The organism is Microbacterium aurugineum (genome assembly GCF_023101205.1).
Classification (GTDB): domain Bacteria; phylum Actinomycetota; class Actinomycetes; order Actinomycetales; family Microbacteriaceae; genus Microbacterium; species Microbacterium aurugineum.
In genome coordinates, this window is the sequence record NZ_CP078078.1 from 3,107,513 (window position 1) to 3,134,314 (window position 26,802).

At 68.8% G+C, this 26,802-nt stretch carries 26 protein-coding genes and 1 pseudogene; 9 read left to right on the forward strand and 18 right to left on the reverse strand.

Features of this window, described 5'->3' with window-relative positions:
* Window positions 1-62: 62 nt before the first annotated feature.
* Together KV397_RS14905 and KV397_RS14910 are read right to left on the reverse strand one after the other, a co-directional pair.
* The gene (locus tag KV397_RS14905; protein WP_131492074.1) at window positions 63-1,097 is read right to left on the reverse strand and encodes an autoinducer 2 ABC transporter substrate-binding protein; all 1,035 of its coding nucleotides are present in this window, start codon (window positions 1,095-1,097) and stop codon (window positions 63-65) included.
* 172 nt (window positions 1,098-1,269) lie between these two features.
* Window positions 1,270-2,043: a DeoR/GlpR family DNA-binding transcription regulator gene (locus KV397_RS14910; RefSeq protein ID WP_153243440.1), complete on the reverse strand. Its 774-nt coding sequence runs from the start codon at window positions 2,041-2,043 to the stop codon at window positions 1,270-1,272.
* Window positions 2,044-2,168: 125 nt separating this feature from the next.
* Here KV397_RS14910 and KV397_RS14915 point away from each other — a divergent pair, with 125 nt between their 5' ends.
* Window positions 2,169-2,987: a BtpA/SgcQ family protein gene (locus KV397_RS14915; protein ID WP_153243439.1), complete on the forward strand. Its 819-nt coding sequence runs from the start codon at window positions 2,169-2,171 to the stop codon at window positions 2,985-2,987.
* A 75-nt stretch (window positions 2,988-3,062) separates the two neighbouring features.
* On the opposite strand, the gene KV397_RS14920 is transcribed toward KV397_RS14915, so the two are convergent.
* The gene (locus KV397_RS14920) at window positions 3,063-3,431 is read right to left on the reverse strand and encodes a sterol carrier family protein (RefSeq protein ID WP_248569840.1); all 369 of its coding nucleotides are present in this window, start codon (window positions 3,429-3,431) and stop codon (window positions 3,063-3,065) included.
* A gap of 49 nt (window positions 3,432-3,480) precedes the next feature.
* On the opposite strand from KV397_RS14920, the gene KV397_RS14925 reads away from it, so the two are divergent.
* A complete protein-coding gene (locus KV397_RS14925; RefSeq protein ID WP_248569841.1) occupies window positions 3,481-4,155 on the forward strand; it encodes an NUDIX hydrolase in 675 nt (224 codons plus the stop codon).
* A 212-nt stretch (window positions 4,156-4,367) separates the two neighbouring features.
* Window positions 4,368-5,645 (forward strand): phosphoribosylamine--glycine ligase, encoded by a 1,278-nt coding sequence (purD, locus tag KV397_RS14930; protein WP_153243438.1) that lies wholly within the window; start codon window positions 4,368-4,370, stop codon window positions 5,643-5,645.
* Between the two features lie 39 nt (window positions 5,646-5,684).
* On the opposite strand, the gene KV397_RS14935 is transcribed toward purD, so the two are convergent.
* The 3 genes from KV397_RS14935 to KV397_RS14945 all read right to left on the reverse strand — a co-directional run bounded on the left by KV397_RS14935 (window position 5,685) and on the right by KV397_RS14945 (window position 8,531).
* Window positions 5,685-6,239 carry a GNAT family N-acetyltransferase gene (locus KV397_RS14935; RefSeq protein ID WP_261811608.1) on the reverse strand — a complete coding sequence of 185 codons (555 nt, stop codon included), beginning with the start codon at window positions 6,237-6,239 and terminating at the stop codon, window positions 5,685-5,687.
* Window positions 6,240-6,360: 121 nt separating this feature from the next.
* Window positions 6,361-7,908 carry a DHA2 family efflux MFS transporter permease subunit gene (locus KV397_RS14940; RefSeq protein ID WP_227991947.1) on the reverse strand — a complete coding sequence of 516 codons (1,548 nt, stop codon included), beginning with the start codon at window positions 7,906-7,908 and terminating at the stop codon, window positions 6,361-6,363.
* The gene (locus KV397_RS14945; protein ID WP_261811609.1) at window positions 7,905-8,531 is read right to left on the reverse strand and encodes a PadR family transcriptional regulator; all 627 of its coding nucleotides are present in this window, start codon (window positions 8,529-8,531) and stop codon (window positions 7,905-7,907) included. The genes KV397_RS14940 and KV397_RS14945 overlap by 4 nt, the downstream gene beginning before the upstream one ends.
* A gap of 182 nt (window positions 8,532-8,713) precedes the next feature.
* On the opposite strand from KV397_RS14945, the gene KV397_RS14950 reads away from it, so the two are divergent.
* Together KV397_RS14950 and KV397_RS14955 are read left to right on the forward strand one after the other, a co-directional pair.
* The gene (locus KV397_RS14950; RefSeq protein ID WP_261811610.1) at window positions 8,714-9,592 is read left to right on the forward strand and encodes a phosphoribosylaminoimidazolesuccinocarboxamide synthase; all 879 of its coding nucleotides are present in this window, start codon (window positions 8,714-8,716) and stop codon (window positions 9,590-9,592) included.
* A gap of 250 nt (window positions 9,593-9,842) precedes the next feature.
* The gene (locus KV397_RS14955; protein WP_047522199.1) at window positions 9,843-11,171 is read left to right on the forward strand and encodes a uracil-xanthine permease family protein; all 1,329 of its coding nucleotides are present in this window, start codon (window positions 9,843-9,845) and stop codon (window positions 11,169-11,171) included.
* A 149-nt stretch (window positions 11,172-11,320) separates the two neighbouring features.
* Here KV397_RS14955 and KV397_RS14960 read toward each other — a convergent pair whose 3' ends face one another.
* The 5 genes from KV397_RS14960 to KV397_RS14980 are packed head-to-tail and all read right to left on the reverse strand — an operon-like array spanning window position 11,321 to window position 17,509.
* Window positions 11,321-13,051 carry an acetyl/propionyl/methylcrotonyl-CoA carboxylase subunit alpha gene (locus KV397_RS14960; protein ID WP_261811611.1) on the reverse strand — a complete coding sequence of 577 codons (1,731 nt, stop codon included), beginning with the start codon at window positions 13,049-13,051 and terminating at the stop codon, window positions 11,321-11,323.
* The gene (locus KV397_RS14965; RefSeq protein WP_261811612.1) at window positions 13,048-14,661 is read right to left on the reverse strand and encodes a 5-oxoprolinase subunit B/C family protein; all 1,614 of its coding nucleotides are present in this window, start codon (window positions 14,659-14,661) and stop codon (window positions 13,048-13,050) included. Before KV397_RS14965 ends, KV397_RS14960 begins: the two co-directional genes overlap by 4 nt.
* The gene (locus KV397_RS14970) at window positions 14,661-15,461 is read right to left on the reverse strand and encodes a putative hydro-lyase (protein ID WP_261811613.1); all 801 of its coding nucleotides are present in this window, start codon (window positions 15,459-15,461) and stop codon (window positions 14,661-14,663) included. The genes KV397_RS14965 and KV397_RS14970 overlap by 1 nt, the downstream gene beginning before the upstream one ends.
* Before the next feature lies 1 nt (window position 15,462).
* Complete coding sequence (locus KV397_RS14975; RefSeq protein WP_261811614.1) at window positions 15,463-16,227, reverse strand: LamB/YcsF family protein; 765 nt, start codon at window positions 16,225-16,227, stop codon at window positions 15,463-15,465.
* Window positions 16,228-16,231: 4 nt separating this feature from the next.
* Window positions 16,232-17,509: an NRAMP family divalent metal transporter gene (locus KV397_RS14980; RefSeq protein WP_047522189.1), complete on the reverse strand. Its 1,278-nt coding sequence runs from the start codon at window positions 17,507-17,509 to the stop codon at window positions 16,232-16,234.
* A 172-nt stretch (window positions 17,510-17,681) separates the two neighbouring features.
* On the opposite strand from KV397_RS14980, the gene KV397_RS14985 reads away from it, so the two are divergent.
* Window positions 17,682-18,335: a GntR family transcriptional regulator gene (locus KV397_RS14985; protein WP_261811615.1), complete on the forward strand. Its 654-nt coding sequence runs from the start codon at window positions 17,682-17,684 to the stop codon at window positions 18,333-18,335.
* Between the two features lie 18 nt (window positions 18,336-18,353).
* Here KV397_RS14985 and KV397_RS14990 read toward each other — a convergent pair whose 3' ends face one another.
* The 7 genes and pseudogenes from KV397_RS14990 to KV397_RS15015 all read right to left on the reverse strand — a co-directional run bounded on the left by KV397_RS14990 (window position 18,354) and on the right by KV397_RS15015 (window position 24,998).
* On the reverse strand, window positions 18,354-18,905 hold the full coding sequence (locus KV397_RS14990) for a TetR/AcrR family transcriptional regulator (protein ID WP_261811616.1): 552 nt from the start codon (window positions 18,903-18,905) through the stop codon (window positions 18,354-18,356).
* Window positions 18,906-18,986: pseudogene (locus KV397_RS17465) on the reverse strand (TetR/AcrR family transcriptional regulator); the annotation flags it as partial.
* A gap of 112 nt (window positions 18,987-19,098) precedes the next feature.
* A complete protein-coding gene (locus KV397_RS14995; protein ID WP_047524387.1) occupies window positions 19,099-20,094 on the reverse strand; it encodes a LacI family DNA-binding transcriptional regulator in 996 nt (331 codons plus the stop codon).
* Window positions 20,095-20,216: 122 nt separating this feature from the next.
* Window positions 20,217-21,647: a GH1 family beta-glucosidase gene (locus KV397_RS15000; RefSeq protein ID WP_205802323.1), complete on the reverse strand. Its 1,431-nt coding sequence runs from the start codon at window positions 21,645-21,647 to the stop codon at window positions 20,217-20,219.
* Window positions 21,648-21,652: 5 nt separating this feature from the next.
* Window positions 21,653-22,543, reverse strand: a complete 891-nt coding sequence (locus tag KV397_RS15005) for a carbohydrate ABC transporter permease (RefSeq protein WP_047524389.1) — start codon at window positions 22,541-22,543, stop codon at window positions 21,653-21,655.
* Window positions 22,540-23,580 carry a carbohydrate ABC transporter permease gene (locus tag KV397_RS15010; RefSeq protein WP_047524390.1) on the reverse strand — a complete coding sequence of 347 codons (1,041 nt, stop codon included), beginning with the start codon at window positions 23,578-23,580 and terminating at the stop codon, window positions 22,540-22,542. Before KV397_RS15010 ends, KV397_RS15005 begins: the two co-directional genes overlap by 4 nt.
* A 107-nt stretch (window positions 23,581-23,687) precedes the next feature.
* Window positions 23,688-24,998 (reverse strand): ABC transporter substrate-binding protein, encoded by a 1,311-nt coding sequence (locus KV397_RS15015; protein ID WP_261811617.1) that lies wholly within the window; start codon window positions 24,996-24,998, stop codon window positions 23,688-23,690.
* Between the two features lie 234 nt (window positions 24,999-25,232).
* Here KV397_RS15015 and KV397_RS15020 point away from each other — a divergent pair, with 234 nt between their 5' ends.
* The 3 genes from KV397_RS15020 to purQ are packed head-to-tail and all read left to right on the forward strand — an operon-like array spanning window position 25,233 to window position 26,781.
* Window positions 25,233-25,769, forward strand: coding sequence for an adenine phosphoribosyltransferase (locus KV397_RS15020; RefSeq protein ID WP_131492057.1), 537 nt, complete (start codon window positions 25,233-25,235; stop codon window positions 25,767-25,769).
* Window positions 25,770-25,828: 59 nt separating this feature from the next.
* Window positions 25,829-26,077, forward strand: coding sequence for a phosphoribosylformylglycinamidine synthase subunit PurS (purS, locus tag KV397_RS15025; protein WP_131492056.1), 249 nt, complete (start codon window positions 25,829-25,831; stop codon window positions 26,075-26,077).
* Entirely contained in the window at window positions 26,074-26,781 is a 708-nt protein-coding gene (gene purQ / locus KV397_RS15030; protein ID WP_047524394.1) for a phosphoribosylformylglycinamidine synthase subunit PurQ, read from the forward strand. Before purS ends, purQ begins: the two co-directional genes overlap by 4 nt.
* The last annotated feature ends 21 nt before the right edge of the window (window positions 26,782-26,802 follow it).

Here is a 26,802-nt window from a genome sequence, read left to right on the forward strand (position 1 = left end):
TCTTCCTCCGGGGCGGGGCCGCGCGCTGGCGACCCCGCCCTGAGTCGTGATGGACGTCGGGATCAGAAGTCGTAGTCGTCGACGTTGTCCTTGTCGACGATGACCGCGGCGTCGCCCACGTACACGTTGTCGAAGCCGTCGAGCTTCTTCAGGGAGTTGTACCCCTCGATACCGAGGTCGGTGCCGTCTGCGATCTCCTCGCCGTCGACGAGCAGCTGCGCGATCTTGAGCTGAGCCTTGCCCGCCATGGCGGGATCCCAGAAGAAGATCTTGTCGATCGAGCCGTCGACGATGTACTTCTTCGCCACCGACGGGATGCTCGTGCCCATCACACAGACTTGGTCCTCCAGGCCCGCTTCCTGCACCGCGCGAGCGATGCCGGCGACGTCAGTACCGGCCGAGCCCTGGAAGCCCTTGATGTCGGGGTACTTCGCGAGCAGCTCCTTTGCGCGCTGGTAGGCGACGCTCTCGTCTTCCTTGCTCTCCACAGGCTCTTCGACACGGGTCAGCTCGGGGTACTCGGCCTGCTGCTGGTCGTACGCGCCGCCGACCCAGTCCATGTGGGTCTTGGCCGTGAGCCCGCCGACGAAGGAGACGTACTGCCCGGAGTCGCCCATGCACTCGGCGAGGTTGTCCATGATCTTCGCCCCGTAGGCCCGGTTGTCGAACGCCTCGATATCGATGTCGGCGTTCTCGATACCGGCTGCTTCGTGGGCGACGACGACGATCCCCTGGTCCCGTGCCTGCTTGAGCACGGACTCGAGCGCCTCGGGCGAGTTGGGGACGACGGTGATCGCGGCCGGTGACTGCGCGATCAGGTCCTGGATGATCTGGATCTGCTTCTCGGGGCTCGCGTCGTCGGCCCCCTCCTGGCGCGCGTCGATCCCTGTCTCCTCGGCGAACTCCTTGACGCCGACCTCCATGCGGTCGAACCAGCCGACACCCGAGATCTTGACCACGGTGACCATCGCGCCGTCTTCGGCACCTCCACCGGCCTCGCCACCACCGGTGGTTCCGCCGACCTGACCGCAGCCGGCCAGGGCAAGCATGGCCACCGCGCCGAATCCGATCCCTGCAAGCAACTTCGTCTTACGCATGTTCCACTCCTTCGTGTTGAGCCAGTGTTAGTTTCCACCACCCCCAGGGAGGAATGGGAAGAAATCTCATCGCTGTGGAACAGTAAAACGTGATCCCTTCGCTTGTCAATGCGAAATCTCACACCTGTTGCTCAACCGTTGCGCAAGAGGGCCGGACGCGGAGCGCGGTTCGCTAGAGCGCGGGAACGGCTTCGATCTGCACGCCAGCCGCGCGCAACCCGACGAGCGCGGGGTGATCCACCGCACCATCCGTCACCAGAAGATCGACCTCACCCGGGCCGGCGACATTCGTCAGATGCACGCGGCCGAGCTTCGACGCGTCGGCGACGACGATGACGCGATCGCAGGCTTCGATCGCCGCGCGCTTCACCGCCCCCTCCTCATTGGAGTAGTCGGAGAGACCGCGCTTGCCGTCTACCCCGGAGACCCCCATGACGTACACGTCGCAGTTGTAGCGCTTGAATGCCTCGATCGACTCGGCACCGACCAGGCTGAGCTCGCCCGGCCGCACCCGCCCACCGGTGACGAGGATCGTGGTGTTGGGCTCGTCGTGGAGCTCGAGCGCGACGAGGATGCTCGGCGTGATAACCGTGAGCCCGAGCCCCTTGCCGACGATCGCCCGAGCCACGGCAAGCGCGGTGCTGCCGCTGTCGAGCACGACGGTCTCACCATGGTTGAGATGAGCGACGGCAGCGGCAGCGATGTTGATCTTCTCGCGCGCGCCCATCAACGCTCGCGAATTGAACCCGGGCTCCACCGCCGTTCCGTGCGCGGCGATCACACCGCCGGTCACCCGACGCACGCTGCCGCGCTCTTCGAGGAGCTCCAGGTCGCGACGGATGGTCATCTCGGAGACGTCGAACTCCAGGGCGAGAGCCTTGAACTCGGCCTCCCCGTCAGAGAGAACACGCTGCTCGATCAGCGCGCGGCGCTCGTGGGCTTCCATCCCTACCTCCTCGTGTGGCAGATCCCACCCTAGGCGACAAGCTTGTGTGAATGAATAACTTGTGCTTTGCTCGTCGTGAATCTTTCACAGTAACTGTGATCCATTCCGAAGAAACGAGGAAAGACATGCCCAACTGGCTCCCCGAGGTGTTCGGCACACAGAAGCCGATCGTGGCGATGCTCCACCTGGCTCCGCTCCCCGGCGACCCCGGCTACGACACCGTCGGCGGTGTCGCCGCGATCGTGGAGCGCGCCCGCGGCGAGCTCGACGCCCTGCAGAGCGGCGGCGTCGACGCCGTGATGATCTCGAACGAGTTCAGCCTTCCGTACCTGACGAAGACGGAGCCGATCACCGCGATCACGATGGCCCGCGTCCTCGGCGAGCTCCAGCGCGATCTCTCCGTCCCTTTCGGCGTGAACGTGCTGTGGGACGGCCGGGCCTCCATCGACCTCGCCACCGCAACCGACGCCGCCTTCGTCCGCGAGATCTTCACGGGTGTCTACGCCAGCGACTTCGGCCTGTGGAACACGAACGTCGGTGAAGTCGCCCGCCACCGCCACCGCATCGGCGCGGGGAACGTGAAACTGCTCTTCAACATCGTGCCGGAGTCGGCCACCTACCTCGCCGAACGCGACCTGGGCTCGATCGCCCGCACCACGGTGTTCGCGACCAAGCCCGACGCTCTCTGTGTCTCCGGGCTCACCGCGGGCGCGCCCACAGACACGCAGTCGCTGGCCATCGTGAAGGAGAACGCCGGAGATGTCCCCGTCTTCGTCAACACCGGCGTCCGGGCCTCCAACGTCGCCGATCAGCTCGCCGTCGCCGATGGCGCTGTCGTCGGAACGTACTTCAAGCAGGACGGCAAGTTCGAGAACCGCGCCGACCGCACGAGGGTCGAGGAGCTCATGGTCGCCGCGAAGGCGTTCCGGTCACAGCTCGCCTGAACCGCGACCACTGCGACCTGCGAACCGCCCCGATCCGCGTGAACCCCGGGGCGGTTCTGCGTGTGGGCCTCCGCGCTAGGGCCGCAACGGGAGGACGTCGCTCAGATCGGCGCGGGTCCCGGAGGCGTGGATGCGCCCGCCGGCCGCGGCCTCCGCCCATCGCTCGGTCCCGGTCGACACGGCGATCCAGGTCGCGGCATCCATCTCGACGACGTTGGGCGGCGTGCCCCGGGTGTGACGGGGTCCTTGGATGACCTGCACCGCACCGAACGGGGGCACCCGCACCTCGACGCTGTTGCCCGGCGCCTTCTCGTCCAGCAGCTGCAGCAGGTAGCGCACGGCGGTGGCGAGGTCGGAGCGCTGCGGCTTCACCCCCGAGGCATCGGCGGCACGGACGGCATCGAGCGCGACGCGTCCGTCCGTGATGTCGATCTTCCTGGCCATCTCTCCAGACTACGTCCGACGTCGCGCGACGAGTCCTAAGCTCGAACGCATGAGCATGCATCCCCAGGGCGCCCGCGCCGAGCTGCTCGCGGCCGTCGCCGACCATTCCTGGGGCGTGCGCATCCCGCAGCTCGCCGATCCGCAGAGCGCTCACGACGCGGCCGTGCTCATCCTGTTCGGCGTGCTCGACCGCATCCCCGCCCCCACGGCCGGACCCGCCGTCGCCCGCGACCTCGACGTGCTGCTGCAGCGCCGCGCACCCACCCTCTCCTCCCACCCCGGTCAGGTCTCGTTCCCGGGCGGCCGTGTCGAGCCGGATGACGCCGATGCCGTGGCCACAGCCCTGCGCGAAGCCGAGGAGGAGACCGGGCTCGATCCGGACGGAGTGGAGATCCTGGCCACGCTCCCCGTGATTCCGCTCGCCGCCAGCAACCACCTGGTGACCCCGGTGCTGGCCTGGTGGCAGTCGCCGTCGCGGGTCGTGGCCGTCGACCACGCCGAGACCGTCGAGGTGTTCCGCGTCCCTGTCGCCCAGCTCCTCGACCCGGCCACCCGGTTCACCTCGACCCTCACACGGATGGGCCACACCTTCCGCGGCCCCGCCTTCGACGTCGACGGCACGATCGTGTGGGGCTTCACCGCGATGGTGCTCGACGCCCTGTTCGACGCCGCCGGCTGGACCGTGCCCTGGGATGCCTCCGTGGAACGGACCGTCGCCCTCTGAGCCCGGTCGACCCCGGAGCCCGATCGCCCCCGGAGTCCGGTCGGCCTCGGAGCCCGGTCGACCTCGGTCACAACTCAGGAAGGATGCGGCGAAAGCGGCGGACACGCCGCGGATGCTCGCCGGCCGGAGAGATTCCTCCTGAGTTGTGAACACCGAACACCGAACACCCGACCACCTGAAACCCGGACCGTGAGCCTCGGTAGTCTGGACGGGTGAAGATTCTCGTCCTCGGTTCCGGTGCCCGTGAGCACGCGATCATCCTCGCCCTGCGGGCAGAGCAGACGGAGCACGAGATCTTCGTCGCTCCGGGCAATGCCGGCATCGCGCAGGATGCGACCCCCGTCACGGTCGATCCTCTCGACGGCGCCGCGGTGACGGCCTTCGCGCATGAGCACGCCATCGACCTGGTCGTCGTCGGCCCCGAGGCCCCGCTGGTCGCCGGTGTCGCCGATGCGCTGCGGGTACGTGGCATCCCGGTGTTCGGCCCGGGCAAGGCCGCCGCTCAGCTGGAGGGTTCGAAGTCCTTCGCCAAGCGGGTCATGGACGCGGCGGGCGTGCCGACCGGTCGTGCTGTCCGTGCATCCACCACGGCCGAGGTCGAGTCCGCGTTCGACGAGCTCGGCGCACCGTACGTGGTCAAGGCCGATGGCCTCGCCGCGGGCAAGGGGGTCATCGTGACGTCCGACCGTGCCGACGCCCTCGCACACGCCGAGCAGTACCTTCCCGCCGGGCCCGTCCTCATCGAGGAGTTCCTCTCCGGCCCCGAGGTCTCGCTGTTCTTCCTCAGCGACGGCGACACGGTGCGCGCACTCAGCCCCGCTCAGGACTTCAAGCGCGCACTCGACGGTGACGCCGGACCCAACACCGGTGGCATGGGCGCGTATTCGCCGCTGCCGTGGCTCGCCGAGCAGTTCGGCAGCGAGCGGGCTTTCGTCGAAGAGGTCACCCGTGACGTGGCTCTCCCCGTGGTGCGGCAGCTCGACGCCGAGGGCACCCCGTTCATCGGGCTGCTCTATGCGGGGCTGATCCTCACCCCGGCCGGTGTGCGCGTGATCGAGTTCAACGCCCGCTTCGGCGACCCCGAGACGCAGATCGTGCTGCCCCGACTGGTGACCCCGTTGTCGGACCTGCTGTTCGCCGCTGCCTCCGGCACGCTCGAAGATCAGCCCGAGCCCGAGTTCAGCGACGACGTGGCGATCACCGTCGTGCTCGCCAGCGAAGGCTACCCCGAGGCGCCGCAGACCGGTCGTCCGATCGAGGGCCTCGCGGACGCTGCGTCGGTCGAGGGTGTGCGACTCGTGCACGCGGCGACCGCGAGCCCCGATGCACCGGGAGGATCGCTCATCGCGACGGGCGGCCGCGTGCTGAACGTCGTGGCCGTCGCCTCCGACTTCCGCACGGCGCGTGACCGCGCGTACGAGGCGATCTCCCGCATCTCCCTCGAGGGCTCGCACCACCGCACGGACATCGCCGCCCGCGTCGCGGAGTAGTCCTGCTCCGCCTCCGGACCGCAGACGCTCGCGGTGAGGCTAGCTCGCGGTGAGGCTGGTCCCCGAGATGTCGATCCAGTACCGCCGTACGCGGGGCAGCCCGGGCTCGGGGGCGTCGATCACGTCTTCGAGCTCGCCACCTGCACCCTCGATCGTCCGGATCGACCCCACGTTGTCGTCATCGCAGGTGAGCATGACCCGCTCATAGCCCTCGGCCTTCGCCAGGCGCAGCATCAGGCGGAGCGCCTCGCGTACGATCCCCTCCCGGCGTCGGGAGGGGATCACCGAGTATCCGATGTGGCCGCCGAAGCGACGAAGCCACTCGTTGAGCTCCCGACGGAACGCGATGAACCCGACGACCTCGTCACCCTCGGTGATCCAGAAGTAGTCGCACGGAACCCGCCCCTCCGGCAGCGCGGCACCGGGGGTAGCGAACAGCGCCGCCATCTCGACGAAGGCCTCGCACGCGGCACGGTCGGGCACCAGCCCCTTCTCGATACCGGCACCATCGACGTGTCCGCCCTCGAACTCGGCCACCGCGGAGGCCCAGGACTCGAACAAGTCGGTGGTCGGTCGGGAGAGCGCGATCGTCATCGCCTCAGCACACCAGACGGTGGTCGCCGGTGCAACTCACTCCGGGCCTTCGAATCGCGCAAACGGCCCGATCCGAGCCACGGATGCGACCATTCACGCGATTCGAAAGCCGGGGCCGGACTCAGGGAGCCGTGGTCTTGTCGTAGCGGCCGAGGAACAGCGAGGCGATGAGGGCGATCCCCATGACACACGCCGGCAGCAGGATCGACTGCGCCATACCGGCGGCGAACCCGTCGGCCACCTGCGGCGGAAGCGTCCCGCCCGTCGAGATGCCGGACGGCGCATCGGCGAGACCCGGGAGGTTCGCCTCCAGGCGCGACTGCATGAAAGCCGCGATGGATGCCGAGCCGATGACCGATCCGATCGTCCTGGTCGTGTTGTAGATGCCCGCACCCGCACCGGCCTGGCGCGGAGGGAGCTTGCGCGTCGCCGTGGTGGCGAGCGGGCCCCACATGCCCGCGTTGCCGATGCCCATCAGGGCGGACGGCAGCAGGAACATCCAGATCGGGGTGTCCATGTTGATCAGGGCCGAGTACCAGACCAGCGCGCCGGCCACGCAGAGCAACCCCGGGATGAGGATGATGCGCGGATCGACCCGGTCGAGCAGCTTGCCCGCGGCCGGAGCGAGCACACCCGAGAGCACGGCCATCGGGATCAGGAGCAGCGCCGCTTCGGTGGGCGTGAGCCCGCGCGCCGTCTGCAGGAAGAACATCATCGGCAGCGACATGCTCGTCACCGTGAAGCCGACCGCGGCGATCGCCACGTTCGCCCCCGAGAAGTTGCGGTCGCGGAACAGCTCGAGCGGGACCAGCGGCTCACTCCGGGTCTTGGCCTGCTGCAGGATGAAGAGGCCGAGGACCACCAGCCCGGCGATGATCAGGCTCCACACCGAGATGGGTCCCCAGATGACGCCCCAGTCGTACTTCTCGCCCTCCTGGAGTCCGAACACGAGGAGGAAGAGGGCCACGGCGCTCAGCACCACGCCCACGATGTCGAAGCGGTGCGGGTGCGTCGCGAGCTTCGGGACCAGGCGCCAGGCGAGCACGAACGCGACGATGCCGACCGGGACGTTCACGAAGAAGATCCACTCCCAGCCGAAGCCGTCGACCAGCAGGCCTCCGACGAGCGGGCCGACCAGGGTGGCGACACCGGCGGTCGCGCCCCACAGTCCCATCGCGGCACCGCGGCGCTCAGGCGGGAACGTGCGGGTGATCACGGCCATCGTCTGCGGGGTCATGAACGCCGCACCGAGCCCCTGCACCGCGCGGGCGACGATGAGCCCCTCGAGTGTGGTGGAGAGTCCGCACCAGAGCGAGGCGAGCGTGAAGATCGCGAGACCGATCAGGTAGATGTTCTTCGGGCCGAAGCGGTCGCCGAGGCGTCCGGTGATCAGCAGCGGCACGGCGTAGGCGAGCAGGTAGGCGCTCGTGACCCACACCACGTTGTCGAGGTTGTTCGTGTTCGGGTCGAGCGCCGCCTTGATGGCCGGGTTCGCGACCGACACGATCGTGGTGTCGACCAGGATCATGAAGAAGCCGATGACGAGCGCCCAGAGCGCAGGCCAGGGACTCGTGGGCTTGTGCCCGAGGGAGTAGGTGCCGGTCGACGGACCGGAGGACGAGGGCGCGGACACCGGTGGGCGGTCTCCGGCACGAGGAGCATCGGTCATTGCTGTGCAGCCTTTCGCTGAGCGCGGTAGCGGTCTGAGTTCTGGAATGCCGTGGGACCCCACGGCAGGGCGTCGGCCTCGAGGCGTTCGAGGAGGGAGTCGAGCCAGCGGAGCTCCGCCGCCAGCAGCGCTTCCTGACGCTCGATCTCGACGAGGACCTGTTCGGGAACCGCGTGATTCCTGGCATTCGCCAAGCCGTCGCGATGCCGGATGTGGTCGTCGACCAGGGCGACCCGGTGCGCGCCCAGAAGCTCGATGACGTCCGGACGCTCGAGGTTGTGCGCCTCGGCGAGCGCGATCCGGAACTCGGCGGGGCGGTCGATGCGGGGCAGCTCGCGCTGCACCCACGTGACGACCGCTTCGCGTCCGGCATCCGTCAGGGAGTAGGTCGTGCGCTCCGGACGGTTGCCGTCGCGGTCGATGCCGAGTTCATCGATCAACCCTGCACGATGCAGCCGGGAGACCGTGTGGTACAGCGTCCCGTTCGTGATCGTGAGGAGCCGGTCGTCGTGGCGGGCCCGCATGAGACGCACCATCTCGTAGGGGTGCATGTCACCCTCGCGCAGCAGCGCGAGCACCATCACCCCCATCGGGGTGAGGCGATCGACGGCATCCTTCTTCATGGGTCCCCTCAAATAGTCCATGTGGACTATACGCCCATTTCGACCGCGGCGAGACCCCGTCCTGTCGCCGACACCCCGTCCTGTCGCCGAGACCCCGTCGCAGTTACGGCGGTACGGCGGGGTCTCGGCGACGAACGGGGGTCTCGGTGGGACCCGCCCGACGGAACCGGGATAATGAGCGGGTGAGCATTCCTTCAGAAGGCACGGCACAGAGCATCCCCGGCTGGCGGCACATCTACTCGGGCAAGGTCCGCGACCTGTACGCCTCGGAAGACCCGGCGGACACCCGCATCCTCGTCGTCGCCTCCGACCGGGTGAGCGCCTTCGACTTCGTGCTCTCTCCCGGCATCACCGACAAGGGCGCCCTGCTGACGCGTCTGAGCCGCTGGTGGTTCGCCCAGCTCTCCGACTTCCCCAACCACATCGCCGCGGGTGAGCTGCCCGAGGCCGTCGCCGATCGCGCCATGCTCGCACAGTCGCTCGAGATGCTGCCGATCGAGTGCGTCGTGCGCGGCTACATCACGGGGTCGGGCTGGGTCGAGTACCAGGAGAGCGGCACCGTGTGCGGCATCCCGCTGCCCGCGGGCCTGCACAACGGCGACCGGCTGCCGGAGCCCCTGTTCACCCCGGCCTACAAGGCGCCGATGGGCGAGCACGACGAGAACATCACGTTCGAGCGCGCCGTCGAGCTGGTCGGCGCCGACCGTGCGGCCGAACTGCGCGACACCTCCCTCGCGATCTACACGGCTGCGGCCGCCATCGCCGAGGAGAAGGGCCTGATCCTCGCCGACACCAAGTTCGAGTTCGGGACGGATGCCGACGGCACCCTGCGCCTGGCCGACGAGGTACTCACGAGCGATTCGTCGCGGTACTGGGATGCCGAGGCCTGGCGTACCGGCAACACCCCGAGTGCACGGATGGCGAGCTTCGACAAGCAGATCGTGCGCGACTGGCTGGCCGCGAACTGGGACCAGCAGGGCGAGCCGCCGCTGCTTCCGGACGATGTGGTCGCACGCACCGCCGACCGCTACCGCGAGCTGATCGAGCGCCTCGGTGCCTGACCCGTCCCGCTGTGCGCTGCTCGCACGCCCGCGTGTGCTGCTCGCACGCCCGCGTGTGCTGCTCGGATGCATGACGATCCGACGGATGCATGACGATCGGCCGCAAGCCGCTCCTGCATCCGTCGTGCACACCTGCATCTGAACCTGCACGCCGACCGGCGGAGAGGAGCGTCCGCACTCAGGGAACCCTCAGGAATCGATAGTGTTGCTCCAGCACTCCTGCCATCCCCCGAACCTCTGAGGAGCCCGCATGGCCCTGTGGAAGCTGCACGGAAACGGCCGCACGGTCGAACCCGACGCCGTCGTCCGTCCCGATGAGCGCCTGAACTGGCCGGCGACGATCGCGATCGGACTCCAGCACGTCGTCGCGATGTTCGGGGCCACGTTCCTGGTGCCGATCATCACCGGCTTCCCGGTCGCCACCACCCTGCTGTTCAGCGGTGTCGGCACGATCCTGTTCCTGCTGATCACCCGCAACAAGCTGCCCAGCTACCTCGGCTCTTCCTTCGCCTTCATCGCACCGGTCACGGCCGCGACCGCCTCCGCGAACATGGGCACCGCCCTGGCCGGCATCGTGGCGGTCGGCGTGCTCCTGGCGATCATCGGCGTCGTGGTGCACACGGTCGGTGTGAAGTGGGTCGATCGCTTCCTTCCGCCGGTCCTCGCGGGGACCATCGTCGCCCTCATCGGGTTCAACCTCGCCGGCGCAGCGCACAACAACTACGCCGCAGCGCCCGTGACCGCGACCTTCACCCTCGCGATCACGATCCTCTTCGCCGTCGTCTTCCGCGGTTTCCTCGGACGCATCTCGATCTTCCTCGGCGTGATCGCGGGCTACATCTTCGCGGGTTTCCGGGGGGAACTGGACTTCACAGCCGTCGAGAAGGCGGACTGGATCGGGCTGCCCACCTTCACCTTCCCGAACTTCACCGAGCCCGGCACGCTGACGGCGCTGGCGATGTTCCTCCCCGTCGTCCTGGTGCTGATCGCGGAGAACGTCGGCCACGTGCGCGGCGTCGCGACCATGACCGGTGATGCGAGCGTGAACCAGCAGACCGGCAAGGCCCTGATCGCCGATGGTGTCTCGACCACCCTGGCCGGCTTCTTCGGCGGATCCGGAACCACGACCTACGGAGAGAACATCGGCGTGATGGCCTCCACCCGCGTCTACTCCACCGCCGCGTACTGGGTGGCCGGAGCCGCCGCGATCCTGCTCAGCCTCTCGCCCAAGTTCGGTGAGGTCATCAACTCCGTGCCCGCCGGAGTGCTCGGTGGCGTGACCACCGCACTGTACGGCCTCATCGGTGTCATCGGCATCAAGATCTGGGTCGACAACCGCGTCGACTTCTCCCGGCCCGTCAACCAGTACACGGCAGCCGTCGCGCTGATCATGGCCGTCGGCGGGTTCATGATCAAGGACGAGGCCTCCGGCTTCGAACTCGGCGGAATCGTCATCGCCACGGTCGCGGCGATCCTGATCTACCACCTGGGGAACCTGATCGCCCGCCTGCGCAAGACCGGTGCTGACGACCCCCGTCCGCTCGCGGCCGTCGGCCCGCTCGGCGGCGACCCCGAGTAACCGGCTCCCCCGCGGGTTCGTCCGCCGGTTCGTCCGCCGTCGTTCGTCCGCCCCCGCGGTTCACAACTCCGCAGAAGTAGCCCGAATCCCGCTTCATGCGGCCGGTTCGGCCCGGAACGGCTACGTTTCTGCGGAGTTGTGAACGCGACTCAGTCGATGACCGCGAGCACGCCGTCGGCCGAGACCGTCGCGGAGAGCGCAACGCGCTGTGAAAGCGTGCCGGCGCGATGGGCTTCGACCGTCGTCTCCATCTTCATGGCGTCGATGACGGCGACCGGATCGCCCTGTGCGACCTCCGCGCCCTCCTCGACGAGCCAGCGCACGAGCGTGCCCGGCACGGGCGAGCACAGCTCGGTCGGATCGGCGGCGGGCGTGGGCACGGCAGCGCCCGTCGACGGCCCGAGTCCTGCGAGCAGAGCCGCCGGGAGCCCGAGCATCACCCGCCGTCCGTCGATCTCGACCGGGAAGCGCTGCAGCACGGCGTCTGGCAGCGCGGACGGGCGGGGCTGCATCTCCAGCTTCGGCAGCAGCGCGCTCTCGATCCACTGCGTGTGCACCGCGAAGGTCTCGGTGGCGAACGCCGCATCGTCGAGGGCGAGCAGGTCGAACGGGATGACCGTCGCCGGCCCCTCCACCACGAGCTCACGCACCGCCCGGCGCGCCCGCACGATGGCCGCGTCGCGGGACTCCGCGTGCACGATGAGCTTGGCGATCATCGAGTCGAAAGCCGGCTGGACGACGTCGCCCTCATCGATGCCGCTGTCCCACCGCACGCCGGGGCCACCGGGGATCCGCAACCGCTCGACGCGACCGGGGCTGGGCAGGAATCCGCGGCCGGGGTCCTCGGCATTGATCCGGAACTCGAACGCGTGGCCGACGGGGTCGGGCGTCTCGGTGAACGACGGACCTTCCCCGAACGCGATCCGGAACTGCTCGCGCACCAGATCGACCCCGGCGACCGCTTCGGTGACCGGATGCTCCACCTGGAGCCGGGTGTTCACCTCGAGGAAGGAGATGGTGCCGTCTGCGGCCAGCAGGAACTCCACCGTGCCTGCCCCGCGGTAGGAGACCTCGGCGCAGATCGAGCGTGCGGCGTCGTGGAACCGGGTCCGCTGTGCGACGGATAGTCCGGGCGCGGGGGCTTCCTCGATGAGCTTCTGGTTGCGACGCTGCATCGAGCAGTCACGATCGCCGACGATGACGACACCGCCGCGTCCGTCGCCGAGCACCTGGACCTCGATATGACGCGGGCTCTCCAGGAACCGCTCCACGAAGCACTCGCCTCGACCGAACGCCGCGATGGCCTCGCGGGTGGCCGCATCGAACGCCTCCGCCACCGCGGACAGCTCGCGCACGACCTTGAGTCCACGCCCGCCGCCGCCGAAGGCCGCCTTGATCGCGATCGGGAGACCGTGTTCCTCCGCGAAAGCCACCGCCTCCGCCGCGCCGGCCAACGGCTCATCGGTTCCGGCCGCCAGAGGGGCACCGACCTGCTGAGCGATGCGACGCGCGGTCATCTTGTCTCCGAGCGCGTCGATGCTCGCGGGCGTCGGACCGATCCAGACCAGCCCGGCCCCTTCCACCGCTCGCGCGAACGCGGCGCTCTCCGACAGGAATCCGTATCCGGGATGCACGGCGGTCGCCCCCGACTGCCGTGCGGCGGCGAGCAGCGCGTCGATGGAGAGGTAGGTGTCGGCGGCCGTGGTGCCGACGAGACCCACGGCCTCGTCGGCGAGGCGCACGTGCAGGGCGTCGACGTCCTGGTCGGCGTACACCGCGATCGATGCGTAGCCGGCTTCGGCACAGGCACGGATGACGCGCACGGCGATCTCTCCGCGATTGGCGATCAGGACCCTCTGCGTGGTCGGCGCGGCGGTCATGAGGTCTCCTTGACGATGAAGCGAAGGCGCACGCCCGGTGGCAGCTGACCTGCGAGGTCGAGGCTGCGGTCCGTGAGTGCACCGATGATCGGGTATCCCCCGGTGAGGGGGTGGTCGGGGAGGAACAGCACCGGCTGCCCGTCGGGCGGCACCTGGATCGCACCGGTGACGGCGCCCTCGCTCGGCAGCTCCCCGCCGCGTGCGCGTTCCAGGGGCACCTCGCCGTGGAGCCGGATGCCGACCCGATCGGAGCGCGGCGTCACCGTCCACTCCTGAGCGGTGAGGGTCGCGAGCGCTCCGGCCGTGAACCAGTCGTCGCGGGGACCGAGTGTGATCTCGAGCTCGACGAGGTCGACCACGGCCGGCAGCTCACGGGGCAGGGCGTCGGGTTCGACCGGGTGCGAGGCGACGCCGCCCACCGGGATGACCGCGCCCGCGGTCAGCGCCTCGGGTCCGAGTCCGGCCAGGGTGTCGGCGGCGCGGCTGCCCAGTGCAGCAGCCACCTCCAGTCCACCGCGGACGGCGATGACATAGCGCAGTCCGCGCGCGGGATGGCCGAGGGTCAGCTCGTCGCCGTCGACCGTGGCGAAGGGCACACCGTGGGCCACGGAACGGACAGCGCCCTCGACGTCGGTCAGGCTGAGCGCACCGATCGCTCCGGTGACCGCGGCGACACCGGCTCCCCGGAATCGCAGCACCGCACCACCGACGCTCTCCAGCACCGCGGCCTCGGTCGCGTTGCCCACCGCGCGGTTCGCATCGTGCAGGGCCCGGCGGTCGGCTGCCCCGGATGCCGAGACCCCGAGTGCCGCGAAACCCGGGCGCCCGGCATCCTGCACCAGCAGCTGCAGCGACGGGCGGACCACTTCGACCGCAGCCTCTGTGCGGAAACCCAGAGCATCCGCATCCGTCTCGGCGTGTTGCTCCACGACACGCCCCGGGCGCACCGCGTCGTCTCCGTTTCGGCCCGATTCGTCCGAGCGACCCACACCCGGCCGAGCCACTTCGCGCACGTGCTCGAACCGCACGGAGGTGCCGGGGGCCAGGAGTGCGGGAGGGTCACGGTCGATGTCCCACATCACGGCGTCCGTGCGGCCGATCAGCTGCCATCCTCCGGGGCTCTCGCGCGGATACACCCCGGTGAACGCGCCCGCGAGTGCGACGGACCCGGCGGGCACGCGCGTGCGCGGCGAGGAGCGGCGCGGCACGTCGAACAGGGGATCGCTGCTGACGACGTAGCCGAATCCGGGGGCGAAGCCCGAGAACGCGACCCGCCAATCGGCAGCGAGGTGCCGGTTCACCAGTTCCTCCGTCGAGACCCCGAGCAGGGTCGCCGCTTCGTCGAGGTCTTCACCGTCGTACCGCACCGGCACGACGGCCTCGCCCGCGTCCGGGAGCTGCGCGGTGTCGATATCCACGGCCGCGAGCGCGGTCGCCAGCTCGACGGCGGAGACTCGCAGCGGATCGAAGCGCACGAGCACGGTCCGGGCACCGGGGATGCGCTCGACCACCCCGGGCACTCCCTCCCACGCGAGGTTCAGGCGCATCGCCTCGTCGAGGTCGGCCGCCTCGACGAGCAGAGCATGATCGGATGCCGTGAGGATGCGCATCAGACGAGGTACTCCGCATCCGGAACGTCCGTGACGAACATATATCCCGGCGCGTGCGTGATCGCGAACGGCGGCTTCGAGGCCATGATCGCGGCCTGCGGGGTGACCCCGCATGCCCAGAACACCGGCACCTCGCCGGCACGGATCTCCGGGGCGTCACCGAAGTCGGGGCGTGCCAGATCGTCGATCCCGAGCGACACCGGATCCCCGATGTGCACCGGAGCGCCGTGCACCGCCGGAGTACGGCCGGAGATCTGCACGGCATCCGCCACCCGATCCGCAGCGATCGGTCGCATCGACACGACCATCTCGCCGCTCAGCCGTCCCGCCGGCGTACACGGCACCGCTGTCCGGTACATCGGCACGTTGCGTCCGAGCTCCTGGTGGCGGATCGGGATCCCCGCCTGCACGAGACCGGATTCGAACGTGAAGCTGCATCCGATCAGGAACGACACGAGGTCCGGATGCTCCGCCCAGGCCTCGGTCGCGTCGGAGACCTCCTCCGCCAGCTCTCCGTCGCGCCAGACGCGATAGCGGCCGATATCCGTGCGGATGTCGCTGCCGGGCGCGAGCCGGGACTCCACCTGCCCCTGTTCGATGACCTCGAGCACCGGGCACGGCTTCGGGTTCCGCTGCGCGAAGAGCAACGTCTCGAAGGCCCAGTCGGCCGGCACCGCGATGAGGTTCGCCTGGGTCAGCCCCACCGCGACGCCGCTGGTCGGCTCGGCGTGCCCCGCCCGGATGGCGGCACGCGCCGCACGCGCATCGGCGAGCTGATCGGCGGTGGCGAGGACGGTCATGTCAGGCGCCCGTGAACGGGGCGATCGTGATGCCGGCGTCCTGCAGCATCCGCTTCGTCTCGGCGGCCATCGCCACCGAGCCGGGGCTGTCGCCGTGCACGCAGATCGACTGCGCGGCCACGGGCACATCGGTGCCGTCGATCGCCCGGATCACACCGTCGGCGGCCAGGCGCACCATGCGCTCGGCGACCGCGGCCGGGTCGTGCAGCACGGCCCCCTCCTCGGTGCGCGACACCAGCTGCCCGTCCGGCTGATAGGCGCGGTCGGCGAACGCCTCCGCTGCAACGGCGAGCCCTGCCCGCTCGGCGACGTCGAGCACGACGCCTCCGGACAGGCCGAGCAGCACCAGGCTCGGGTCGATCGCACGGATCGCGGCCACGACGTCCTTCGACTGACGCTCGTCCCGCGCGATCGTGTTGTACAGCGCACCGTGCGGCTTGACGTAGGCGACCCGTCCGCCGACCGCGGAGGCGACCCCCATCAGTGCGCCGAGCTGATACTCGACGTGCGCCTGGAGCGTGGCCGAGTCGATGTCGACCTTCGTGCGTCCGAAGTTCTCGTAGTCGCGGTAGCCGGGGTGCGCGCCGATCACGACCCCGCCCTGGACCGCGGCCGCGAGCGTCTGCCGGATGCCCTCCGGACTGCCGGCGTGGAAGCCGCACGACACGTTCGCACTCGTGACGAGGCGGAGCATGCTCGCGTCGTCGCTGACGATCCGGTCGGCGACGTTCTCGCCGAGATCCGAGTTCAGGTCGATCGAGGTCATGCGATCACGCTCCGATTCCGAGGAAGGCGAAGATGGGGCCGACCGAGACGATCCCCATGTACCAGGTCAGCAGCGTCACGAGCGTACCGGCGATCAGCAGCCACATCGGGTACTTCTTCGAGCCGAGCAGATCGCGACGGAACCAGCCGATGTACATGAACACCGTGAGGCCGATCGGCAGGATCAGACCGTTGAAACCGCCCACGAAGACGAGGATCGCCGCGGGTGCCGTGCCGATCGACAGGTACACCGCCAGCGACACCACGATGAACGCGACGGTCGCGAGCTGCAAGGGCCAGCCGCCCCTGAGCTTCTTCGTGAAGGTGGAGAGGAACGTGGCCGACGTGTACGCCGCACCGATGACCGAGCTGATCGCGGCGGCCCAGAAGATCGCGCCGAAGATGCGCAGTCCGGCGTCGCCGAGCACCGCGCCGAACGCCTGCCCCGCGGGGTTCGCGGCCTGACTCGACAGGTCGAGAGTGACGCCGGAGGCCACGACGCCGAGGATCGCGAGGAACAGGACGTAGCGCATGATGCCCGTGACGAGGATGCCGTTGGCGGCGGCGCGCATCACCGGACCGGCGCGCTCGGGTCCGGTATGCCCGGAGTCGAGGTAGCGGTGTGCACCGGAGTAGGTGATGTAGCCGCCGACCGTTCCACCGACGATCGTGGTGATGGTGGCGAAGTTCAGCTCGTCCGGGAGGAAGGTCTGGGAGAGCGCTTCGCCCAGCGGCGGCTGCGCGATGAAAGCCACGATCAGGGTCATCACGATCATGCCGAGGCCGAGCACGATCAGGACGACATCCATCACCCGCCCCGCCTTCTTGATCAGGAAGATGATGATCGCCAGCGCTGCGGTGAGTGCGCCTCCGAGCTTCGGATCGATGCCGAGGAGCGCGTTCATGCCGAGCCCGCCACCGGCGATGTTGCCGATGTTGAACGCGAGTCCGCCGATCACGACGAGGACGGCGATCACGTGTCCGGAGAAGGGGATGGCGCTGTTGGCGAGTTCGCCGGCGCGCTTGCCCGACGAGGTGATCATGCGCCACACGTTCAGCTGCACGGCGATGTCGACCAGGATCGAGACGAGGATGGCGAAGGCGAACGCCGCCCCCATCGTCGCGGTGAACGTCGCCGTCTGGGTGATGAAGCCGGGGCCGATGGCACTGGTGGCCATGAGGAAGATCGCACCGAGGACGGCGCTGCGGCCGGCGCGCTTCTTGACGGCGGCCAGGCGGACTTCGTCTTCCGGGGAGAGGGACGCGGTGGACTGCTCGGACATGGAGGGGGATTCCCATCGTCGTTGGTGGGTGTCGGGTGACCCCCAGTGTAGAACGGATAGACACTGATTGTTCAACAATATTGTTTCGGCTGTGCTACGAAGACGTTGCCCGAGTGTGATTTCCGGGGAGGATCCTCGAACGATCGATTCCTTCGCCACCTACGATGAAGGCATGAACCAGCAGGGCATGCTCCCCGATGTGCTCCGTCAGCGCATCATCGACGGCGACTTCGCTCCGGGATCGCGGCTGTCCGAGTCGGCCCTCGCCGAGCAGTTCGACGTCTCACGCAACACCCTCCGCGAAGCCTTCCGCGCTCTCGCTGAACAGGGGCTGCTGGAGCACATCCCGCACCGTGGCGTCTCCGTCGCCTCCCCGTCGATCGCCGACGTCATCGACATCTATCGGGCCCGTCGCGTGATCGAATGCTCCGCGCTGCTGCAGTCGGAACCCGAGCACCCGGCCGTCCAGCGGATGAAGGTCGCGGTCGAGTCCGCGGAAGCGGCCCGGGCCGAGGCGGCGGACGACCCTCGGGCCTGGCGCCGGGTCGGCAGCGCCAACATGGCCTTCCACGTCGCACTGGTCGATCTCGCCGACAGCCCCCGACTGGCCCGCACGTATCGCGATCTGGCGGCCGAGCTCCGCCTGGTCTTCCTCAAGATCGACGACCCGCGTTCGCTGCACGAACCCTTCGTCCGCAAGAACCGCGCCGTGCTCGACGCGTTCCTCGCGCGCGGCCCGCAGGCCGGAGCCACCGAGCTCGAGCGCTACCTCGTGCAGTCGGAACGCGTGGTGCTCGGCGCCTTCGCCCGCATGCGCCTGCAGTGAGCGACCCCGCACCGCGCCTCAGGCGGTGCCCCCGGGCGGGTGCGGACCCGACTCGAGCGCTCCGGTCGCTCGCGGACGCCGTTCGCCGTCCCGCAGTCGCACGGGCGGGACAAGGGGCGCGGCGGGTGCGGGCAGTCCATATCGGCGGTAGACCCAGCGTCGCGCGTCTTCGAGTGGATACGTGTCACCGAACACCGCGAACTTCACGAAGACGCCTTCGAGGGTGCTGCGGAACATGATCTCCTCGAGCTCCGGATCCTCGGCGCCCCGCGCGCGGAACAGCTCACGCATGGCATCCTCCGCTGCCGTCACGCGTACCTCGTGTCGGACCTCCGACTCGGCGAACAGCCGGTGCGTCGACGGCTGCTGCTGCATCGCGAGCACCGCCCGCTCCAGCGGTGTCGCGTAGCCCGTCGCCCCGAGCGCCCCGTCGATCACGGCAGCGAGCATCTCGTCCGGCGTGCCTTCGACCCGGGCGAAGCCGAGCACGGTCTCGAACCAGCGATCGATGACGGCCGCGATGAGCTGGTCCTTGCCGCCGAAGTGATAGTTGACGAGCCCCTGGGCCACACCGGCGCGCGTCGTGATCTCCGCGATGCTGGCACCGGCGACACCGCGTTCGGAGAAGGCCGCGATCGCCGCCCGCAGGATGCTCTCCCTGTACGTTCGCGCGCCCGCCGATACTGCTCGTCGGAACGTGCCATGCGGCTTCCCCCCTCCCGTGTTCCGCCGTGTCCTTGCCCCCGATCACGTGCCGCCCGAGTCAGGCCGAGGCGCGCACCACGAGTTCGGTGGACAGGATCGTCGTGGTGGGCGGGTCCTCGCCCGCGAGACGCGACAGCAGGACCCGGGCCATGGCCTCGCCCTGCGCGTACATCGGCTGACGCATCGTGGTCAGCTGCGGATCCGTGCTGACGGCGACCGACGAATCGTCGAAGCCCACCAGGGCGATGTCCTCCGGAACCCGCAGGCCCGACGCACGCAACGCCGTCAAGGCACCACGGGCCATCAGGTCGCTCGCGACGAAGATGGCGTCGGGGCGCCCGCCCGCGAGAAGGCGTCGAGCGGCGTCCGCCCCGCTCGTCTCGCTGTAGTCCCCCTCCTCCTCCGCGTACGGGGAGAGACCGGCATCCTTCAGCGCCTCGCGGAAACCCTGCACGCGGTCGACCGACGCGACCATCGTCAGCGGCCCGGAGATCGTCGCGATGCGCGTACGGCCGATGTCGATCAGGCGCTGGGTGGCGTTGCGCGCTCCGGTGACGTTGTCGACGTCGACCACGTAGTCGCCCTCATGTCGTCGCACCGGCCGACCGCCGAAGACGACGGGGACGGCATCCGCGATCCGATCGACGAAGGCGTCGCTCGTGTGATGCGAGACGATCAGCGCGCCGTCGACTCCGCCGTTGCGCACGAAACTGGTCATCTTGTCACCGGGATCGTCGCTCGCGATCAGCAGGTTGAGCAGGTAGTCCGAGCTGCCGAGCGCCCCCGTGATGCCGGCGACGATCGCTGCGAAGAACGGGTCGCCGAAGAAGCGGGTCGTGTCCTCGGGGATGATCAGGGCGATCGCGTGCGTCTGCCTCGACGCCAGCGAGCGTGCCGCACGGTTGGGCACGTAGTTCAGCTCGTCGATCGCGGCCCGCACGGCGGCCAGGGCCTCCGGGCTCACGGACGTCGATCCGTTCACCACCCGCGACACGGTGGACCGGGATACTCCGGCGGTGGATGCCACCTCTTCGATGGTCGCTCGGGGCGACATCAGCGTACGCACTCTTCCATCGCCCTATTGTCGCTGACCATCTCCCTTCGAATCACGCAAATGGTCGCATCTCGACCAACGGATCGAGCCATTCACGCGATTCGAACGGGGAGGAGGCCGCACTACAGAGCGCGAGCGGCGATGATCCGGGCGTACTCGCGACCGGAGTCCTTGAGCGTGCGCTCCTGGGTGTCGTAGTCGACACGGACGATGCCGAAGCGCTTGTCGTAGCCCCACGCCCACTCGAAGTTGTCGAAGAGCGACCAGTAGAAGTAGCCGCGCACGTCGACACCCGCTTCCGCCGCATCGAGCACCGCGCCGAGGTGCAGACGCAGGAATTCGGTGCGGTCGGCATCGTGCACACGCTTCTCGTCGCCCTCGACCACCACGACGTCGTCATAGGCCGCGCCGTTCTCGGTCATGGAGAGCACGGTGCCCGCAGGCTCGGCGTATTCGGTCCAGATCCGCTGCAGCACGCGGGTGAGGCCCTCGGGCTGCACCTCCCAGTTCTGCGCGGTGCGCGGCAGACCCCGCTCGACCGCGTGGATGCCCTCGCTGGACGGATACGGGCTGCGCCGGACGCGATCGGTGTCCGGCTCCGCGGAGACCGGCCCCTCGGCCGGTGCCGTGCCGGACACGAAGTCGCCGTGGTAGTAGTTCACGCCCTGGGTGTCGATGCGCTGCGCGATGGTCTCGAGGTCACCGTCGTGGACGGACGCCTCGAACCGCGCGACCGCCTCGGCATCGACCGCACGGATGTCCTCGACGATGTCGGCCGGATAGCTGCCGCGGTAGATCGGATCGAGGAACCAGCGGTTGAACTGCCCGTCCACCCGGCGGGCGGCATCGACGTCGGCCGGGTTCTGCGGATCGGCAGGATCGGCGACCGTGTGGTTCAGCGTGATGCCGAGGTTGAGCGACGCATCGCGACCGCGCAGCTCCTGCACGGTGCTGCCGTGTGCGAGCAGCAGATGGTGCGCGGCGAGCAACCCCTCCGCGACGCTGGTGTGACCCGGCGCGTGCTCGCCCGCCGTGTAGGAGAGGAACGACGAGCACCACGGCTCGTTCAGCGTCGTCCACACGTTCACCCGGTCGCCCAGCGCATCGTGCATCGTTCCCGCGTAGTCGAGGAACCGATCGACCGTGTCACGGTTCGTCCATCCCCCGCCCTCCTGCAGCGCCTGCGGCATGTCCCAGTGGTACAGCGTCAACCAGGGCAGGATGTCGGCGCCGAGGAGTTCGTCGATCAGTCGTTCGTAGAAGTCGACCCCGGCGGGGTTCACCGCACCGCCGTCCGGCCGCACCCGCGACCACGACGTCGAGAACCGGTACGTCTGCAGGCCGAGCTCCTTCATGAGCGCGACGTCCTGCGGGTAGCGGTGGTAGTGGTCGCAGGCCACGTCGCCGTTCTCCGCGCCGATCACGGCACCGGGCACACGGGCGAACGCATCCCAGATCGACGCGGTGCGCCCGTCCTCGAACGCGGCCCCCTCGATCTGGTACGCCGCCGTCGCGGCACCGAAGAGGAAGTTCTCGGGGAAGGAGCGGGTCATACGGGTCATCCTTTCACCGCGCCCGCCATGATGCCACTGACCAGCTGGCGACCCGCGACCACGAAGAGCACGAGCAGCGGAAGGGTCGCGAGCACCGCGCCGGCGAGCACGATCGAGTAGTCGATGTAGTACCCCGACTGCAGCTGGCTGAGGGCCGTCTGAAGGGTCGGGTTCTGAGGGGAGAGCACGATCAACGGCCACAGGTAGTCGGTCCACGCGGTCATGAAGGTGAAGAGTCCGAGGATCGCCATGGCCGGTCGCGCCGCCGGGAGGCCCACGGTCAGGAAGGTCCGGAACTGGTTCGCCCCGTCCATCCGCGCGGCCTCGATCAGCTCGTCCGGGATCACGTCGACCAGATACTGGCGCATGAAGAAGACACCGAACGCGGTGACCAGGGTCGGCACGATCACCGCGCCGATCGTCCCGGTCCAGCCGAGTTCGCGCATCAGCATGAACAGCGGGATGATGCCGAGCTGCGTCGGGATCGCCATGGTCGCGATCACGAAGATCATCAGCCCGTCGCGACCCTTGAAGCGCAGTTTCGCGAAGGCGTACCCGGCGAGCGTCGAGAACGTGACGACCGAGAGCGTGATGATGCCCGAGATCAGGAACGAGTTGCCGAGCGCGAGCCAGAACGGGATCGCATCGAACACCTGAGCCGCGTTGGTGAGGAAGTTCCCACCGGGGATCAACGGTAGCGTCTCACCTCGAGTGGCGTTCGTGCCGCTGGCGACCACCACCGACCACCACAGCGGATACACGCTGCCGATGATGAACGCGGCCAGGAGTCCGTAGGTGAGGAAACCGGGTCGGCTGCCGATGCCGGCGTTGCCCCCGGTCCGGGCCTGACGACGCCGGATCTTCTCCGGCACGCTGAGAGCCTGCGTGGCGGTCATCGGGTCCCCTCCTCGGTGCTCGTGCGCGCACGGCGACGGGCCGCGCGATTCTTCGGGGCGTCACCGGTGGAGATGCGCCGGGAGATCAGGAAGTTGATGACGCCGATGGCCACGATCAACAGGAAGAGCAGGATGGCGACCGCCGAGGCCTCGCCGAGGTTGCGGCGGAAGAAGGCGAGTTCCCACAGGAACAGGACCGTGGTCTGGAACTGCCGATCGCTGCCGCCGATGCCGCCGGCCGTCGAGACATCGAACAGGCGGGGCTCGGCGAAGATCTGCAGGCCGCCGATCGTCGCGGTGATGATCACGAAGATCAGCGTCGGACGGATCGTGGGGATCGTGATCGAGAAGAACCGCCGTGCGGCACCGGCGCCGTCGAGGGCGGCGGACTCGTACAGGTCGCGCGGCACGGCCTGCATCGCCGCGAGCAGGATGAGGGCGTTGTAGCCGGTCCAGCGGAAGTTCACCATGACCGCGATCGCGATGTGCGACAGGGCCGTGTTGTGCTTCCACTCCTGATCGGCGATCCCGACGAGATTGAGCAGGTTGTTGGCCAGACCGTCGGCCTCGTTGAAGATGCTCGAGAAGATGATGGCGACCGCGACCGGCGTGACCACGAACGGGATGAGCACACTCATCCGCCAGAACGTCGGGGCACGGAGTCCGCGGTCGAGGAGGTACGCGATCACGAGGGCGACGGCGAGCTGCGGGATGGCCGAGAGCAGGAAGATGCTCAGGGTGTTGCCGATCGAGTTCCAGAACATCGCGTCGCCGAGGATCTCGACGAAGTTGCCGAATCCGACGAAGTCCCCCTCCCCCTTGAGCAGGTCCCAGTCGTGCACGGCGACCCACACGGTGTAGAGCAGGGGGAACAGGCCGACCAGCCCGAACAGCAGGAAGAACGGCGAGATGTAGAAGTAGGGCGATGCGTTCTGGTCGAACCGCGAGACGCGATGACGCCAGGAGCGCTTCGACACGGCATCCTTCGCCGGAGGTGTCGTCTCGCGGTGCTCCGCGGGCGGGGCGGTGAGAGTCATGGGGTGTCCTTGTCCCGGAGGTCCGAGGGGTTCCGGTCGCAGTTTCGCTCGGAATGCACGGGCGATACCGAGCGAAACTGCGACCGGAAGGGGGATGTCCGCTGAGGTCAGCCGACGAGGTCGTTCAGCAGACCCATCGCCTGATCCCAGGCACCCTGCGTGTCGGTCTCGCCGCGGTCGAGGCTGCTGAGAGCCGGACCGAAGACGTTCTCCTGGATGACGGAGTCATCCGCGCCCTTGAACTGCGCGACCACGCCCTTGGCACGCTCGGCGAGGATCGCCCCGGTCGGAGCGTCGTTGAAGAAGGCGTTCGGCGTCGCGTCCGCCGCGAGCGTCTCCTGCGCCTTGATCGTGGACGGGAAGTTGCCCGCGGCTGCGGACTGCTTCACCTGCTGGTCGGGCTGCGTCAGCCAGTCGGCGAGCTCGGCCGCCGCCTCCTTGTGCTCCGAGGACTCCGGGATCGAGAGGAACGCCCCACCCCAGTTGGCCGCGCCGCCGGGGAACACGTCGGCGAAGTCCCACCCGGTCGACGCGTCTCCGCCGCCGGCTTCGACCTGACCCTGCACGACGCCGAGCATCCAGCCCGGGCACACGAAGGTCGCGAAGGTGCCGTCGACGAACGACTTGCCGCCGTTCCAGTCCCAGGCCGTCTGCGCGGCGGACTGACCGCCCTCGGTGGCTGCGCCGAGTTCCTCGAAACGCTTCTTGAGCTCGTCGTTGCCCTCGACGTTCAGCTCGCCGTCGGCCGTGTAGTAGCCCTCGTCGAGCTGGTTGACCATGGCGTTCCACACGAAGCCGGAGTGGTCATACCAGGCCTTGCCGGTCTTGGCGGTGTAGTCCGCGCCGACCGCGAAGTAGTTCTCCCAGTCGCCGTTCAGGAGCTCGGCGACCGACTCGCGGTCGCTCGGGAGGCCTGCAGCTTCGAACGCAGCGCCGTTGTAGCAGATGCCGCTGGGGCCGATGTCCGTGCCGTAGCCGATCACACGGCCGCCGGCGTCGGTCGCCTGACCGTACTTCCAGTCGACCCAGTCGTCCTTGCGGTCCTCGATGCCGTAGTCGCGCAGGTCGACGAAGGTGTCGGACACGTCCATGATCGCGCCGAGCCAGCCTTCCTCGATCGCGACGATGTCGCTGAGGCCGGAACCGGCGGCGATCTTCGTGAAGGCATCGGTGCGGGCGTTGCCACCCGTGTCGATGTTGGTCGCCTCGATCTTGACGTTCGGGTGCGCCTCCTCGTACTCCTTGTAGAGGTCTTCGTAACCGAAGGTGCCGAACGTGGTGACGGTCAGGGTGACCTCCTCGTCGGCGCTTCCCTCCGAGGTGTCGCCCGAGCTGCCGGAGCAGCCGGCCAGGGCCAGGGCGGAGACGGATGCCACAGCTGCGATCGCGAGGATCCGGTGGCGGGCACGTGTGTTCACAGTTCACTCCTTTGTGGTGGTCGTGCGGTGTTGGTGCGTAGGAACCCCGTGGGAGCGCTCCCACGGGTTGAGCAGCCACTTTATGGGAGCGCTCCCACGGTGTCAACCCGACCCGTGCCAACCCGGTCCTGTTCACAACTCAGGAAGAACCTGGCGGCGTGGCCGGTACGGAGCGGCAAGCGCGGTAGTCGGGCCGTTTTCTCCTGAGTTGTGAACGCGGCGTAGCCTTGTCCGGTGCCCGATGCCACGCTCTCCCCTGCCCTCGTCCGCGCCGAAGCCCTGATCCGCAACGTTCCGGACTACCCGCAGCCGGGGATCATCTTCCGCGACATCACGCCGCTCCTCGCCGACGCCGAGGCCCTCCGTGTGACGACCGAGGCGATCATCGAGCCCTTCGCCGGGCAGTTCGACGTGATCGCGGGCATCGAGGCTCGTGGATTCATCCTGGCCAGCGCCGCGGCGATCGCGGCCGGTGTGGGACTCATCCCGATCCGCAAGGCCGGAAAGCTGCCGCGCCCCGCTGCCTCCGTGGACTACGCCCTCGAGTACGGCACCGCCACGATCGAGATGCACGACGATCTGCCCGCCGGATCCCGCGTACTGCTGATCGACGACGTGCTCGCCACCGGCGGTACCCTCGCCGCGGGACGGGAACTCGTCGAACAGCTCGGCAGCCACGTCATCGGCATCTCGGTGCTGTTCGAGATCGATGGCCTCGGCGGCCGCGAGGCCATCGGCGACCTGCACACGGTCTTCCACTCCGCGGAGTAGTCCGCGCCCGGGGCAGTAGACTGGGTGCGCCCGTCCGCCCGCGACTCCCGGAGCCGTTCATGCCCACCATCGTCGTCGACGTCATGCCCAAGCCCGAACTGCTCGACCCGCAGGGGAAGGCCGTCTCCGGCGCCTTCGCCCGCCTCGGTGTGGAGGGCTTCTCCGACGTCCGCATCGGCAAGCGCTTCGAGCTCACCGTCGAGGGCGAGGTCACCGAAGAGGTCCTCGCCGAAGCCCGGCGCATCGCCGACGAGGTGCTCTCCAACTCCGTGATCGAGGACGTCGTCGGCATCGAGGTCGCCGAGTGACCGTCCGCATCGGCGTCATCACCTTCCCCGGGTCGCTCGATGACCGCGACGCCCAGCGCGCGGTGCGCATCGCCGGCGCCGAACCCGTCGCCCTGTGGCACGGTTCGCACGACCTCGAGGGCGTCGACGCCCTCGTCCTCCCCGGCGGCTTCAGCTACGGCGACTACCTGCGCGCGGGCGCCATCGCCGCGCTCTCGCCGATCATGTCCGAGGTGAAGGATGCCGCTGCCCAGGGCATGCCCGTGCTCGGCATCTGCAACGGGTTCCAGATGCTCGTCGAAGCGCACCTGCTTCCCGGCGGTCTGATCCGCAACAACCACCAGCACTTCGTGCGCCGTGACCAGAAGCTCACGGTCGAGAACTCCGACACCGCCTGGACGAACGCGTTCCGCGCCGGCCAGGAGATCGTGATCCCGCTCAAGAACGCCGACGGCGGCTACATCGCCGACGAGCAGACGCTCGACCGCATCGAGGGCGAGGGGCTCGTCGCCTTCCGCTATGCCGGGGTCAACCCGAACGGTTCCCTGCGCGACATCGCCGGCCTCACGAACGAGGCGGGCAACGTGGTCGGCCTCATGCCGCACCCCGAGCACGCGACCGAGGCGGGCTTCGGCCCCGACACCTCCGCCGCCATGCGCAGCGGTGTCGACGGACTCGACTTCTTCACGAGCGCCATCGCCGCGGTCGCCCGCGTCGCCGCGTAGGCCCGGGGTTCCGCAGCCCCT

What these genes read in the sequence shown, in the direction of transcription:
- KV397_RS14905 (WP_131492074.1), bottom strand. Translation starts at nt 1,097, where the DNA reads ATGCGTAAGACGAAGTTGCTTGCAGGGATCGGATTCGGCGCGGTGGCC.
- KV397_RS14910 (WP_153243440.1), bottom strand. Translation starts at nt 2,043, where the DNA reads ATGGAAGCCCACGAGCGCCGCGCGCTGATCGAGCAGCGTGTTCTCTCT.
- KV397_RS14915 (WP_153243439.1), top strand. Translation starts at nt 2,169, where the DNA reads ATGCCCAACTGGCTCCCCGAGGTGTTCGGCACACAGAAGCCGATCGTG.
- KV397_RS14920 (WP_248569840.1), bottom strand. Translation starts at nt 3,431, where the DNA reads ATGGCCAGGAAGATCGACATCACGGACGGACGCGTCGCGCTCGATGCC.
- KV397_RS14925 (WP_248569841.1), top strand. Translation starts at nt 3,481, where the DNA reads ATGAGCATGCATCCCCAGGGCGCCCGCGCCGAGCTGCTCGCGGCCGTC.
- KV397_RS14935 (WP_261811608.1), bottom strand. Translation starts at nt 6,239, where the DNA reads ATGACGATCGCGCTCTCCCGACCGACCACCGACTTGTTCGAGTCCTGG.
- KV397_RS14940 (WP_227991947.1), bottom strand. Translation starts at nt 7,908, where the DNA reads ATGACCGATGCTCCTCGTGCCGGAGACCGCCCACCGGTGTCCGCGCCC.
- KV397_RS14945 (WP_261811609.1), bottom strand. Translation starts at nt 8,531, where the DNA reads ATGAAGAAGGATGCCGTCGATCGCCTCACCCCGATGGGGGTGATGGTG.
- KV397_RS14955 (WP_047522199.1), top strand. Translation starts at nt 9,843, where the DNA reads ATGGCCCTGTGGAAGCTGCACGGAAACGGCCGCACGGTCGAACCCGAC.
- KV397_RS14960 (WP_261811611.1), bottom strand. Translation starts at nt 13,051, where the DNA reads ATGACCGCCGCGCCGACCACGCAGAGGGTCCTGATCGCCAATCGCGGA.
- KV397_RS14965 (WP_261811612.1), bottom strand. Translation starts at nt 14,661, where the DNA reads ATGCGCATCCTCACGGCATCCGATCATGCTCTGCTCGTCGAGGCGGCC.
- KV397_RS14970 (WP_261811613.1), bottom strand. Translation starts at nt 15,461, where the DNA reads ATGACCGTCCTCGCCACCGCCGATCAGCTCGCCGATGCGCGTGCGGCG.
- KV397_RS14975 (WP_261811614.1), bottom strand. Translation starts at nt 16,227, where the DNA reads ATGACCTCGATCGACCTGAACTCGGATCTCGGCGAGAACGTCGCCGAC.
- KV397_RS14980 (WP_047522189.1), bottom strand. Translation starts at nt 17,509, where the DNA reads ATGTCCGAGCAGTCCACCGCGTCCCTCTCCCCGGAAGACGAAGTCCGC.
- KV397_RS14985 (WP_261811615.1), top strand. Translation starts at nt 17,682, where the DNA reads ATGAACCAGCAGGGCATGCTCCCCGATGTGCTCCGTCAGCGCATCATC.
- KV397_RS14995 (WP_047524387.1), bottom strand. Translation starts at nt 20,094, where the DNA reads ATGTCGCCCCGAGCGACCATCGAAGAGGTGGCATCCACCGCCGGAGTA.
- KV397_RS15000 (WP_205802323.1), bottom strand. Translation starts at nt 21,647, where the DNA reads ATGACCCGCTCCTTCCCCGAGAACTTCCTCTTCGGTGCCGCGACGGCG.
- KV397_RS15005 (WP_047524389.1), bottom strand. Translation starts at nt 22,543, where the DNA reads ATGACCGCCACGCAGGCTCTCAGCGTGCCGGAGAAGATCCGGCGTCGT.
- KV397_RS15010 (WP_047524390.1), bottom strand. Translation starts at nt 23,580, where the DNA reads ATGACTCTCACCGCCCCGCCCGCGGAGCACCGCGAGACGACACCTCCG.
- purS (WP_131492056.1), top strand. Translation starts at nt 25,829, where the DNA reads ATGCCCACCATCGTCGTCGACGTCATGCCCAAGCCCGAACTGCTCGAC.